Raw genomic sequence first — 12,481 nt, 5'->3', positions numbered from 1 at the left:
GGTCAGGGACTCCCAGGACCCTCCCAGCCTTCCTCATCTCACATATGAGATATCGTCTGGCGAATGAGCGACGACTACCTCAAGCGCATCGGCGGTCTCATCCGCACCGCCCGCGAGCACAAGGGCAAGACCCAAGGCCAGCTCGCGGAGGCGCTCGGCACCAGCCAGAGCGCGGTCAACCGGATGGAGAAGGGCCAGCAGAACCTCACGCTCGAGATGGTCGCGCGGATCGGCGAGGCGCTGGACAGCGAGATCGTCTCGCTCGGCTACGCCGGCCCGATGCACCTGCGGGTCGACGGCGGACGGCAGTTGAGCGGCGCCATCGAGGTGCGCAGCAGCAAGAACGCCAGCGTCGCCCTGCTCTGCGCCTCGCTGCTCACCACCGGCCGCACGACGCTCCGCCAGGTCGCCCGGATCGAGGAGGTCTACCGCATCCTGGAGGTGCTCTCCTCCATCGGCGTCAAGGCCCGCTGGGTCAACGACGGCCGCGACCTGGAGCTCACCCCGCCTGCCGAACTCGACCTGGACGCCATGGACGAGGCGGCGGCGGTGCGCACCCGCAGCGTGCTGATGCTGCTCGGCCCGCTGATGCACCGCGCCGAGCGCTTCCGCATCCCCTACGCGGGCGGCTGCGACCTCGGGACGCGGACGGTGCAGCCGCACCTGGGCGCGCTCCGGCAGTTCGGCCTGGAGGTCGCCGCCACCGACGGCAGCTACCACGCGCACGTCGAGCCCGGGGTCTCGCCGGGGCGGGCGATCGTGCTGACCGAGCGCGGGGACACCGTCACCGAGAACGCCCTGATGGCCGCCGCCCGGCACGACGGCGTGACGGTGATCCGCAACGCCAGCCCCAACTACATGGTCCAGGACCTGTGCTTCTTCCTGGAGCAGCTGGGCGTGAAGGTCGAGGGCATCGGCACCACCACGCTGGTGGTGCACGGACAGCCCGATATCACTTGTGACGTGGACTACGCGCCGGCCGAGGACCCGGTCGAGGCGATGAGCCTGCTGGCCGCCGCCGTGGTCACCTCCTCGGAGCTGACCATCCGGCGGGTGCCGATCGAGTTCCTGGAGATCGAGCTCGCGGTGCTGGAGCAGATGGGCCTCGACTACGACCGCACCCCCGAGTACCCCGCCGCCAACGGCCGCACTCGCCTGGTCGACCTGACGGTCCGTCCGTCCAAGCTCACCGCCCCCGTCGACAAGATCCACCCGATGCCCTTCCCCGGCATCAACATCGACAACGTCCCGTTCTTCGCGGTGATCGCCGCCGCTGCTCACGGCACCACCCACATCAACGACTGGGTCTACGACAACCGGGCGATCTACCTGACCGACCTGACCCGCCTGAACGCGGACGTCACCCTGCTCGACCCGCACCGGGTGCTGGTGCAGGGCCCGACCCGCTGGCGGGCCGCCGAGACGGTCTGCCCGCCGGCCCTGCGGCCGGCCGTGGTGCTGCTGCTCGCCATGCTCGCGGCGGAGGGCACGTCGGTGCTGCGCAACGTCTACGTCATCAACCGGGGCTACGAGGACCTCGCGGCGCGGCTCAACTCGATCGGCGCCAACATCGAGACGTTCCGCGACATCTGACGGGCAGTCGGAGTGGCGCCGGGCAACGATGACTTGGCGCCGGACATCATCTCGGGAGCTGTGACCGGGGCGGTGGTCGCCGATAGCCTGACGCGCAGGTCCACTCTCTACAGATTGTCTGCAATGCCCGCTTCGAAGGAAGTTGCACGCACCACCCACCTCCGCTGACATCACCCCAGGTCACGGAGACTGCTCCCCGCGCATGCGGGGTTGGTCCCCTCAAGTGCGCAGCGATCGGCGAGGTGCAGCGCTGCTCCCCGCGCATGCGGGGTTGGTCCCAACGAACTTGTCGATTCCGTCGTGCAGACGCACTGCTCCCCGCGCATGCGGGGTCAGCTTTCTGGCCGCCTGCTGCTGTGCTGCTCGGGTCTCGCGAGGCCAGGTGGGGACGGGTCGCACCGAAGTGATATCCCCAGCGATCGATCAAACAGAGTGCAAGATCAGTCTCTTCTATTCATCCGGACCCGAAGCAGTCGTCGGCGTGTTCAATTGGGCCCGTGATTGGAGCGACGCCCGATCCGGGGTTGCCAGCCGGGCTCTCGCCTGCCGCTCGTGCTGTCTGGGCCAAGTCCGAGCAGGGTACCGGTGCGTGGTTGCCGCTGTGGCGGCACATGGCGGACAGCGGTGCGGTGGCGGGGCTGCTGTGGGACAGCTGGGCGCCGGAGAACGTCCGGGAGTTGATCGCGGCGGTCGTCGAGGGGGATCGCGAGCGGGCGCGGGCAGTCGTGGTCTGGCTGGCGGCCACCCACGACGTGGGGAAGGCCACCCCCGCCTTTGCCTGCCAGGTGGACGGCCTGGCCGGCCGGGTGGAGCAAGGCGGCGAAGCGGCGGCGGTTCGGGGGGCGTTAGGGGCTGTCTCCTCGGTCTCCTCGGTGTCCGAGGGGGCGGTTAGCCTCCGGGCATGACGATCTCTGGAGGGCGGGAGTTCCCGGGCGGCCTGGCGGCGGCGATGGCGGTGCCGTTCGCCGGGGAGGGCGGAGAGAGCGGGGTGGACTTCGAGGCCCTGGGCGGGTTCCTGCCGGCGGCGGAGACCGCGCAGTGGTTCCGGGAGTGGTGCGGGAACGAGGAGCAGAACGGGAGCGAGTTCCTGGTCTTCGGGGCCGACGGCTCGGGTGGCTGTGCGGCGGTGTGGCTGACCAGACCGGGGCGGCCGTTGGCGGATCAGCCGGTGGTCTTCCTGGGGTCGGAGGGCGAGGCGGCCGTGGTGGCCCGGGACCTGGGGGACTTCCTCTGGCTGCTGGCGGACGGCTTCGGGCCGAAGGAGGCCGCCGAGCACGCGGCGGGGCGGCGACGGCAGGCCCGTCCGCATGCGGAACTGACGCTGATCGCGCAGGAGTTCGCGCCCGGCCCACGGCGGCCGGCCGCGATCGTGGTCGAGCAGGCCGCCCGGGAGTTCCCCGACTTCGAGGACCTGGTGTCGGCAATGAGCTGGACCGAGGCGGATCGCGCCCTGGGGTGAGGGATCGCCAGGGAAGGGTGTGGGGTGAAGGCCCGTCAGGGGGTGGCGGACGGGGCCGGGACGCGCAGGGCGAGCAGCAGGCCGTGTACGGCCGCGACGAGGGCGGCGCGCAGGGCAGGCCGCCCCGCCCGTGCGGTCCACCGGGACGACGACACCGGCACTCCGCCGGTCCGAGGCTGCGTCAGCCCGGCGCTCAGGCCGACTCCTCGGCCGGGGCACCGGCGAGCTGCACTCCGCGCAGGGTGAGCAGCATCAGGGTGGCGGCGGCGCCGACCAGGGCGATGTCGGCGACGTTGCCGACGAACGGGCCGTAGTCGATGAAGTCGACCACGTGCCCCCGGGCCGGGCCGGGCGCACGGAACAGCCGGTCACCGAGGTGGGACACCGCACCGCCGAGCATCGCGCCCAGCACCAGGGCCCAGGCCGTCGAGGTCAGCCGCCGGGCGGTGTACAGGATGCCGGCCACACCCGCTGCCGCCGCGAGGGTGAACACCCAGGTCGAACCGCTGCCCAGGGAGAACGCGGCACCGGGGTTGTACAGCAACCGGAAGTGGATCAGCGGCGGGACGACGGCGACCCGCTCGCCGCCGGAGAGGGCGGAGACCGCCCACAGCTTGGTGAGTTGGTCCACGAGCAGGACCACTGCCGCCAGGACGAGCATCACCCCGTACAGCCGGCCCGAACCCCGCTCCACCCGCACCATCCTGGCCTCCGTACCCGGCGATCCCGAACTGAGGTTCCCGAGACTATCCGGCCCGTTGCAGGTTCCATTCATGATCTTCGTTCGGTGTCGAGATGAGCTGGGCCGATGAGCCGCTTCCCAGCGATCTCGCGTGGATTTTGACCCGTCGTCTTTGCACTTCCCTCGCTGGCAGGGTGGTCGGGCCGCGCCCGGGTACTCGTTGAAGTGCCCAGGCACGTACCGGACATCGCGCTCGTCCTGGTGACTCTCAGGTGGCAGGTCCGCTGAGGCTCGCAGCGCAGTCGGCTGACCCTCGCGGCGCACGCTTCTGGCGGGGACGAGACAACGGGAAGGTTCACCAGGCCGGAACAGCGGCCTGCCGTCGTGAGAGGGCCAGCCTTCGCCGCTCTCGGTCGAGGTCGATGACGACGACCGAGACTTCGTCGCCGACCTGGATCGCGTCCTCTGGCGTCTTCACCGGCGTCCGGGCGAGCTCGTCGAGGTGGACCAGTCCCTCGATGCCGTCGGCCACCTGGACGAAAGCGCCGAATGGAACCAGCTCGGTGACGACTCCGCGCAATGTCCGACCCACCGCATGGCCGTCGGCGAAGACCTGGAAGGCGTCCGGCTGCACCGCTCGCAAGGACAGCCGGGCCTCTCCGTTCCAGGTGTCGAACTGAAGGAACTCGCAAGAGACGTGCTCCCCGACCTGCACGATGTCCGACGCTGCTTCGAAGCGGCTCCAGGAGAGTTCGGGGATCGTGATGAATCCGACGCCGGGGAAGACCGGGTGCTCAGGGCCGTCGTCCAGCGCCACGAACACGCCGAATGACTCGATGGCCGCGATCGTGCCGGAGAGGATCTCGCCGCGGTCGAGTCGGTTCAGAAACGTCCAGAGCTCCGGATTCTCGGTGGCAGCCAGTGACAGCCGGACGTGGCCTTCTTCCAGGTCGACGGCCATCACCTCGCCGGTGATCCGCTGACCGACCTGCACGGCTTCGGCCCTGGGCTGTCGCCAAGACACGTCGAGCGGCCAGACGGACCCCAGCGGCTTGGCGGTGAATCCGTCCAGCGTCACCGCCACCCCGTGAGAGCGGGTGATCTCGGTTGCCACCCCGCTGCAGAGGTCACCTACGTGAATCGTTGACAGAAAGCTCCGTATGGCTTGATCGTCCGACGCTTCATCCATGACGACAGCCTTTCACGGGGGCAGTACGTCGACTCGAGAATCCGCTCTCCCCGGAGGCGTGAGGGCACCTGCCCCGAACGGCGGCTCTTCTCCCTGCAGCAGCGGGTCCGCGGGCCTTGCCGGTCACGGCAGCGTCGTCGTCCGGTGCCGATGCACGGCCTTCAGGTCCACGCCGACCACTGAGGCGTCCGTGAAGTGGGAACCCATACCCGGCCGGCTCCGGTCAGGGGCGGCCGTAGAAGTCCGGGCGGCCCATGATCCAGAGGCTGGCCTGCTTGATGACGGTGCCGGGGCGGGGGGCCTCGATCATCTGGTCGTCGCCGATGTAGATGGCGACGTGGTGGATGTCGCGGGCCCGGCCGGTGTCGGTCCAGAACACCAGGTCACCCGGCCGGAGTTGGGCGTAGGAGACCGGGGTGGATTCGGCGTACTGGTCGGCCGCGAAGTGGGTGAGGGACTTGCCGCCCTTGCGCCAGGCCATCATGGTCAGCCCCGAGCAGTCGTAGCCGGCCGGGCCCTCGCCGCCCCAGATGTAGGGCAGGCCGATCTTGGAACGGGCGAAGGCGATCGCGGCGGCGGCACCGTCGGCGGACCACGGGGTGTCGGCCGCGTAGGAGTCGGAGGATGAGGACGAGGACGAGGGGGACGACGAGGGGGCGGGCTTGGTGGCCTTGGCCTTCGCGGCGGCCTCGGCCTCGGCGGCGGCTGCGGCGGCTGCCGCTTCGCGGGCGGCGGCCTCCTCGGCTGCGCGGGCGGCTGCGGCGGCCTGCTCGGCGGCGATGGCCTCCAGTGCCTCGCGGCGCTGACGCTCGAGTTCGAGGGTGGTGTTGCGGGCGGCGGCCAGGGCGGTCAGGAGCTGCTCGCGGCGGGCGGCGATCTCGGTGACCTGGGTCTGCTGGCTCGCGAGCCGGGACTCGGCCGCGATCCTGGCCAGGTGCACGGCGTCGGCGGCGCGGCCCGCGTCCTCCTCGGCCCCCCGGGCGGCCTCGGCCGTACGGGCCGCCTCGGCGGCGGTGGAGGTGGCGGCGTCCAGGATCGCCTTGGTGGTGGCGCCGATCACGCCGACGGCCGCCGCCTGACGGCCGGCGGCGGCCGGACCACGGGCTCCCAGCAGGGCGTCGATGGCGGAGAGTTGGGGCCCTGCGCCGCCCTGCCGGTAGGTCTCGGCGGCCAGCGCGGCGGCGGTCTCGGCGGCTTCCGCGCGGGCCGCCTCCGCAGTGGCGGCCTGGGCGGCGCGGGTCGCGGCCTCGGCGCGGGCCCGCTTGAGGTGGGCCTGGGCTCCGTTGTAGGCCTCGACGGCCTGCTCGGCCTCACGGCCGGCCCGCTCCAGGTCGTTCTGGGCGGTGGTGAGGCTGGCCTCGATCGCGGCGGTGTCCGCCTGGGCGCTGGCCTCGTCGGCCCGGGCGGCGGCGATGTCCTCGGTGGACGGGTACGGGTCGGGGGCGGCCACGGCGGCGGGGAGGAGCCCGAGCAGGCCGGCCAGGGTGAGCACCAGGGTGGGGAGGAGTCTGCGGGTCACAAGGGTCCTCTCGCTCACGCCGCCTGACGATCAGCCAACTATCCCATCAGGTGACAAATCAGTCACTCTCGGTCATAGTCTCAGACCTGACGGGGACTCAGAGCCAGACCCACGGCGCCGTTCGGGTGAGATGTCGGATTTTCGGCGCCGCCGCCTCGCCTGCGGCGGGCTTCGGTGGACGGCCGGCCGGGACCGCCTGCGGCGAGCCCTCCGGACCAAAACCGGAACGACCGGACCGGCGCAGCCCGGCAACGCTCCCGCCCACAACGAGCTTCAGGACGACAGCCCGAGCGGCCTCGCCTGCGGCGGGCTTTAGGGAACTACCGACCAAGAGCGCCAGCGGCGGGCCCCAGACCGGGGCCGGAACGACCGGATCGGCGCAGCCCGGCAGCGCTCCCGCCCACGACGAGCTTCGGGACGACAACCGGAGCGGCCTCGCCTGCGGCGGGCTTCAGGGAGCTACGACCGGGAGCACCTACGGCGGGCGCCTGGCCAGGACCGGAACGACTGGACCAGCCCGGCAACGCTCCCGCCCACGGCGAGCTTCAGGACGACAGTCCGAGCGGCCTCGCCTGCGGCGGGCTTCAGGGAACTACCGACCGGGAGCGCCTACGGCGGGCCCCTGAGCAGGGCCGGAACGACCGGACAGGTACTCCCCGGCTACACCACCGCCCCCAACGAACCCCGGGGCAACCGGAGGAGCCGACGGGAGCACCCGCCCCGCCTGCGACGGCCCCGACGGACGGCCGGCCGGGACCGCCTGCGGCGAGCCCCACTTCGCCGCCCGAGGGTGGTCGCCCACCGCAGGCTCCGGGCGGTCAGGCGGGTGACGGTCCGCGGTCTGCGGGTGGCGGTCAGGCGGGTGGGGCCGGGGTGGCCGTCCGGTGGGTCGTCGTCAGCGGTGGTTGACGGTAAGTCAACTCTTGACCCCGGGCGGGTGACGGGAAGCGCCCCCGCCCGAGGGGTGAGCGTGCCGTCAGAGGCCAGCGGGACCCGGGGTCGCGGACTGCCGTGGCGGGCGGGGCCGGGGCGCCGCCCCGGGTCAGCGGCGGGCGTACGGGCGGTGGCGGCCGGCGTGGACGGTGCGGCGGCGGCGGGCGGCCGGGGAGCGGCGGTCGGGGGTGGTGGCACGGGTGGTGGCCCGGGGGGTGGGGCTGCGGTCGGCGAGGCGGGCGTGGCGGCGGGCCAGCGAGCGGGCGGTGTGGGCGTCGAGGTGGGCGGTGGCGGAGGCGGCCATCCGTTCGGCGACCCGGTGGGCGGCGGGGTGGTTGGCGGGGACCTTGTCGGGGGCGCCCGCGATCAGGTCGAACAGCCAGGTGCGTGCGCGGTCCGCCCGAGCGTGCAGCAGCCGTTCACGCCGGAGGGCGCGCGCCCTGCGGCGCGGACGGCGCTCGTACCGCCAGCGCGCCCACGGGCTGCTGGGACGGGCCAGCCGGACGGCGCCGACCCAGGAGATGCCGGGCACCATGATGCCGAGCAGGCCGGTCCACATCTTCCCCTTGAAGAGGGCGACGATCGAGGCCAGCGAGTTGAAGGAGATCACCGCGACCAGACCCCAGCGGGTGTCCTCCCCCGGGACGACGCCGAGCGGGACGTAGCCGATCAGCAGCAGGCCGGTGACCAGGATGCCGATGATCACCGCGTCCACGGACTTGCGGCCCTGCTCGCTCCAGTAGACGTCGTCCAGGTGCAGGATCAGCGCGAACTCGTCCAGCACCAGCCCGCAGCCGATGCCGAAGGTGAGGCCGAACCAGTCGATCCACGGGTGCCCGCCGTTGGTGGCGAAGACCCCGATCCCGCCGAACAGCAGGAAGCCCAGGCCGAAGACCATGTGGTGGATGTGCAGGCCGCCGGGGGTGATGTTGCCCGGCCACCAGCGCACCTTCGCCCGGATCATCCGGACGCTGACCCGGATGAAGACGAACGACGAGATGAACCCCACCAGCAGCAGGAACAGCGGCTGCTTGTGGGCAGCCACGATGTGCGTCCGGTAGCCGTCCAACAGGGATTCGATCACGGGCCGTACCTCTTCGTTCGCTGCTCACCACACCCACCACAGACCTTCGGCATCCTGACGACGGGTCAGAAGCCCCGGGTGCGTTTGGCCGCCCGGCGGGGCACCAGCAGGTACGGGGCGAGGCGCTCGCCCGCCGTGCCGGGTCCGCGCAGCGGGCTGCCGGGACCGCCCAGGGTGCTGGGCATCTTCATGGTCAGACGCGCGACCTCGCCTCCGAGGTTCACCCCGACCGCGAGCGCCAGCGCCAGGGTGGCGGCCCGGCCGACCTGGACCACCCCGCCGACCGGGTTGTTCTGGGTGAAGGCGAGCATCCCGAGGTAGAGCGCCGAACCGGGCATCAGCGGACCGATCGCGGCGGTCACGTACGGGAGCGAGGAGGTCGCGTTGTAACGGGCCATCAGCTGGCCGAACAGGCCGACCACCCCCGCCGCCACACCGGTGGCGACGATCGGGGAGGTGTCGGCGTTGTAGGCCAGCACGCCGTAGGTGGACCAGCCGATGCCGCTGTTGAGCACCACCGGAAGAAGGTTTCTGCGGCTGGTCTGGAGCAGCATCGCGAAGGCCAGGGTCAGCACCATCGCGGCGCAGAGCTGGATCGGCGGGCTGCTGATGCCGATCAGGCTCTCGCTCGGATTCAGCTTGGGGTCGAACTTGGAGCCGGTGTAGAGCACCAGCATCACGCCGATCACTATGCCGGCGACCAGGTAGAGCACCTCCAGCAGGCGGGCCGCGGCGGTGATGTAGAAGCCGGTCAGACCGTCCTGCACGGCGGCCACCAGGGCCCGGCCGGGCAGCAGCGCGAACAGCCCGCCGGTGATCACCACCGAGCCGCGCAGGCCCAGGTGGTTCAGCGACAGGATGATCCCGGAGACGGCGGCGGGCATCGCCGCGATGACGAACTGGTAGAACTCCGGCAGTCCGCGCCGGGCGATCGCCGAGGCCAGCTTGTCGCCCAGCACGGCGGCCACGAAGGCGTTGGCGAAGACCAGCCACGCCTTGGCGTCCACCTTGCCGCCGACCAGGAAGGTGGCCGCGCCGGCCAGCAGGCCGGTGGCGAGGGAGAGCAGCCAGGACCGGTACGGGTGCCGGTTGCGGCGGATCTCGGCGAGCCGGCGGTAGGCGTCGTTGACGGTCAGGCGCTCGGCGGTGATGTCCGCGACCAGGCGGTAGACCGCCGCCAGGCGGGTGTAGTCGGAGGTGCGGCGGCGGACCACCCGGTCGGCGGTGACCGGGGGCTCGACCAGGGACGGCTGGTGCGAGATGCCGATCAGGGTGAAGGTGACCTGCGGCTCGCAGTGGTCCAGGCCGAAGGCGTGCGCGATGCCGAGCATGGCGGCCTCGACGTCCTCGGCGGCCTCCCCGCTGGCGAGCAGCAGTTCGCCGATCCGCAGGGTCAGGTCGAGCACGCGGGGGACGTTCTTGCGGACGGCGGCGGGTTCGGGCTTCTGCTCGGGCTGGGTGCGCTCGTACTTGGGACGCTCGGCCATCGGGGTGCGGAGCAGGGTGCGCATCCGGTCCGGCCAGGGAGCGGCACCGGGGGCGCCCTGACGGAGCGCCTGGACGTCGATCTCGACGGTCTGCTCCATCGAGACGGCGCGCCAGAGCTCGGGGGTGAGGGTGTCCTCGGAGCCGTGGCCGGGGAGGGCGTGTTCGCCGGTGGACTCGGCCGGGGAGAGCAGGCCCTCGGTCTGCTGCGGCTTGGGGGCGAGCGGGATGGGGTGCGGCTGCTCGACCGGCGGGGCGGCGGGGCCGAGCAGCCCCTCGGTGGGCGGGGCCTGCCTGGGCGGTACGGACCGCTTGGGCGCAGGCCGCTGGGGCCGGCCGCCCCTGACCTTCTTGGCTCCGCCGCCCGCTCGTCCCCGGCCCCGCTTCGGCACTGCCGCTCCGTCCCGCACGTGTGATCGTCGGTCCCACCTTGCCTGATGACGTGCGCGGATGCACAACGCCTGCGGCGGGCGGGAGGCACATCCTGCCCGACCGCCGACCCCGGCGGGAGGGGGAGCGGGCGAAGGGACGGTGACCGGACACCGGGCCCGGATGAACGGCGCGTGCGACCGGCCGCCGGGCGGGACCTGACGGGACGTCGGGGGGCGGACGCGAAGCAGCCTCCGGCTGGGGGGACGGCCGGAGGCTGCGGGGGTACGACGGTGAGCACCGCCGTCGTACCCGGCTCGTGGGGTGAGGGGGCGTCAGGCCGCGATCCGCTCGCGGTCCTGGTCGGCGCCCTTCCTGGATGCGCGGCGGGCCCGGAGCACCTCGACCACGATCGGGAGCACCGAGAGCAGGACGATGCCGATCAGCATCGCCTCGATGTTCTCCCGGACGAACGGGATCTGGCCGAGGAAGTAGCCGAGCACGGTGACGCCCGCGCCCCAGAGGACGCCGCCGATCACGTTGTAGAGCACGAAGGTGCGGTAGTTCATCCGGCTCACCCCGGCCACGATCGGGGTGAAGGTCCGCACGATCGGGACGAAGCGGGCCAGCACGATCGCCTTGGGGCCGTGCTTGTCGAAGAACGCGGCGGCCTTCTCGACGTTCTCCTGCTTGAACAGCCGGGAGTCCGGGCGCCGGAACAGGCTCGGGCCGACCTTGCGGCCGAAGAGGTAGCCGACCTGGTCGCCGACCACCGCCGCGACCACGATCAGGGTGCAGACCAGCCAGAGCGGCTGCTTGAGGTAGGTGCCGTCGGCCACCAGGAGGCCGGCGGTGAAGAGCAGCGAGTCGCCGGGCAGGAAGAAGCCGATCAGCAGACCCGACTCGGCGAAGACGATCACCAGGATCCCGATCAGACCGAAGGTCGAGATCAGGTGGTCGGGATCGAGCCAGGAGGGGCCCAGGGCAAGGCTGGTCACGGTCGGTGGCTCCTCGGGCAGGGTTCGGGAGGATCGGACCTTGGCAATGAAATGGTAAAGCATTCGCCAAGCAGACCCCTTGATGAGCCGCCTACAACGGGCATACCGGGCAGACTGACCCGTCATGAGCACCGTCGAGGGCGAGGGCCGGGGCCAGGACCAGGAGCAGGACCGGGGTCGGGGTCGGGGTCGGGAGAACGGCGAGGAGCAGGGCGAGGAGCAGGAGAGCCTGGGCACGGTGGTGGTGGCCGGGCTGTGCAACCTGGGGATCGCCGCCGCCAAGGCGGTGGCCGGGGCCCTCAGCGGCTCCAGCGCGATGCTCTCCGAGGCCGCGCACTCGCTGGCGGACACCGTCACCGAGCTGCTGCTGTACGCGGCGATCAAGCGCGGCTCCCGCCCGGCCGACGACGCGCACCCCTTCGGCTACGGGCGCGAGCGCTACCTCTGGGCCCTGCTCGCCTCCTTCGCCACCTTCGTCGGCGGCGCGGTGTTCTCCGTGCACGACGGCATCCACACCCTGCGGTACGGCGAGGAGCTGGGCAGCCCGGCGCTCTCCTACCTGGTGCTCGCGCTCGCCTTCCTGCTGGAGGGGATCTCGCTGCGCCGGGCGTACCGTCAGGTGCGGGGCGAGGGAAGGCGGTTCGGGGTCGGCCCGGCCCGGTACCTGCGGCACACGCCGGACACCGCGCTCAAGGCGGTCTTCCTGGAGGACTCGGCCGCACTGGCCGGGCTGCTGCTGGCCTTCGGCGGCCTGCTCGGCGCCCAGCTGACCGGCTCGCCGGTCTGGGACGGCACCGCCTCGCTGCTGATCGGGCTGCTGCTGGCCTGGGTGGCCTACGTGCTGGCCCGGGACAACGCCTCGCTGCTGATCGGCCGGGCGCTGCCGCAGCCCTTGGAGGACCGGATCGAGGAGACGCTGCGCCGCCAACCGCAGGTGCGGGCGGTGCTGGAGCTGGTCACCGTGGTGCACGGCCCGCAGGAGGTGCTGGTGGCGGCCAAGGTGGACTTCTCCGAGCTGGCCACCGCCACGGAGGTGGAGCTGGCCTGCGACGCCGCCGAGCGGGCGATCCGGGCCGAGCTCCCCTCCGTGACCCGGGTGTTCCTCGACCCCACGCCGGGGCCCGGGGCGAAGCGCGGGACCCCGGCCTGACGCCGGGTCGGCCCGGCCCG

At 72.1% G+C, this 12,481-nt stretch carries 10 protein-coding genes; 4 read left to right on the top strand and 6 right to left on the bottom strand.

Going from position 1 to position 12,481, the window contains the following annotated elements:
* Window positions 1-63: 63 nt before the first annotated feature.
* The 3 genes from ACIRBX_RS08845 to ACIRBX_RS08835 all read left to right on the top strand — a co-directional run bounded on the left by ACIRBX_RS08845 (window position 64) and on the right by ACIRBX_RS08835 (window position 3,052).
* Complete coding sequence (locus tag ACIRBX_RS08845) at window positions 64-1,593, top strand: helix-turn-helix domain-containing protein (protein ID WP_402294766.1); 1,530 nt, start codon at window positions 64-66, stop codon at window positions 1,591-1,593.
* A 497-nt stretch (window positions 1,594-2,090) separates the two neighbouring features.
* A complete protein-coding gene (locus ACIRBX_RS08840; protein WP_402294765.1) occupies window positions 2,091-2,498 on the top strand; it encodes an HD domain-containing protein in 408 nt (135 codons plus the stop codon).
* The gene (locus ACIRBX_RS08835) at window positions 2,495-3,052 is read left to right on the top strand and encodes an SMI1/KNR4 family protein (RefSeq protein ID WP_402294763.1); all 558 of its coding nucleotides are present in this window, start codon (window positions 2,495-2,497) and stop codon (window positions 3,050-3,052) included. The genes ACIRBX_RS08840 and ACIRBX_RS08835 overlap by 4 nt, the downstream gene beginning before the upstream one ends.
* 193 nt (window positions 3,053-3,245) lie before the next feature.
* Here the strand turns inward: ACIRBX_RS08835 and ACIRBX_RS08830 are convergent, their stop codons facing one another.
* The 6 genes from ACIRBX_RS08830 to ACIRBX_RS08805 all read right to left on the bottom strand — a co-directional run bounded on the left by ACIRBX_RS08830 (window position 3,246) and on the right by ACIRBX_RS08805 (window position 11,311).
* A complete protein-coding gene (locus ACIRBX_RS08830; protein ID WP_402294761.1) occupies window positions 3,246-3,755 on the bottom strand; it encodes a signal peptidase II in 510 nt (169 codons plus the stop codon).
* A gap of 334 nt (window positions 3,756-4,089) precedes the next feature.
* Complete coding sequence (locus ACIRBX_RS08825) at window positions 4,090-4,848, bottom strand: S1 RNA-binding domain-containing protein (RefSeq protein WP_402294759.1); 759 nt, start codon at window positions 4,846-4,848, stop codon at window positions 4,090-4,092.
* 298 nt (window positions 4,849-5,146) lie between these two features.
* A complete protein-coding gene (locus ACIRBX_RS08820) occupies window positions 5,147-6,442 on the bottom strand; it encodes a C40 family peptidase (protein ID WP_402294758.1) in 1,296 nt (431 codons plus the stop codon).
* Between the two features lie 1,042 nt (window positions 6,443-7,484).
* On the bottom strand, window positions 7,485-8,459 hold the full coding sequence (locus ACIRBX_RS08815; RefSeq protein ID WP_402294756.1) for a hypothetical protein: 975 nt from the start codon (window positions 8,457-8,459) through the stop codon (window positions 7,485-7,487).
* A gap of 65 nt (window positions 8,460-8,524) precedes the next feature.
* On the bottom strand, window positions 8,525-10,336 hold the full coding sequence (locus ACIRBX_RS08810) for a threonine/serine exporter family protein (protein WP_402294754.1): 1,812 nt from the start codon (window positions 10,334-10,336) through the stop codon (window positions 8,525-8,527).
* A 312-nt stretch (window positions 10,337-10,648) separates the two neighbouring features.
* Window positions 10,649-11,311, bottom strand: a complete 663-nt coding sequence (locus tag ACIRBX_RS08805) for a DedA family protein (RefSeq protein WP_402294752.1) — start codon at window positions 11,309-11,311, stop codon at window positions 10,649-10,651.
* Window positions 11,312-11,435: 124 nt separating this feature from the next.
* Between ACIRBX_RS08805 and ACIRBX_RS08800 the strand changes: the two genes are divergently transcribed.
* Window positions 11,436-12,461 (top strand): cation diffusion facilitator family transporter, encoded by a 1,026-nt coding sequence (locus ACIRBX_RS08800; protein WP_402294750.1) that lies wholly within the window; start codon window positions 11,436-11,438, stop codon window positions 12,459-12,461.
* The last annotated feature ends 20 nt before the right edge of the window (window positions 12,462-12,481 follow it).

It is taken from the genome of Kitasatospora sp. NPDC096147 (assembly GCF_044763225.1).
In the GTDB taxonomy this organism is placed as follows: Bacteria; Actinomycetota; Actinomycetes; order Streptomycetales; family Streptomycetaceae; genus Kitasatospora.
This window is presented reverse-complemented; position numbering and strand designations above follow the sequence as displayed.